Below are 243 nucleotides of genomic sequence, written 5' to 3'. Positions count from 1 at the left end.
GAAAGAGGATCACATGAAAAACGGCCAACTGAAGCCGGGGTACAACGTCCAAATCGCAACCGAAGGTCAGTACACGCTTGCCTATGATGTCTATCCGAACCCGACCGACATGAAGACGTTGATCCCGCATACGATGTACAGGAAGGAACAGAAGAAGAAATGGCGCGAGGACCCGTTCAACCTCGCGAACTGGGCGTATGATGACGGGACAGACACGTTCACGTGCCCGGACGGGAGAAGGCT

General features: G+C 54.3%; 1 pseudogene. It reads left to right on the top strand.

Features of this window, described 5'->3' with window-relative positions:
• Positions 1-243, top strand: a pseudogene (locus EVJ32_RS16120) (IS5/IS1182 family transposase); the annotation flags it as partial.

The organism is Exiguobacterium sp. SH5S4 (assembly GCF_004337045.1).
GTDB lineage: Bacteria > Bacillota > Bacilli > Exiguobacteriales > Exiguobacteriaceae > Exiguobacterium > Exiguobacterium aurantiacum_A.
This window is presented reverse-complemented; position numbering and strand designations above follow the sequence as displayed.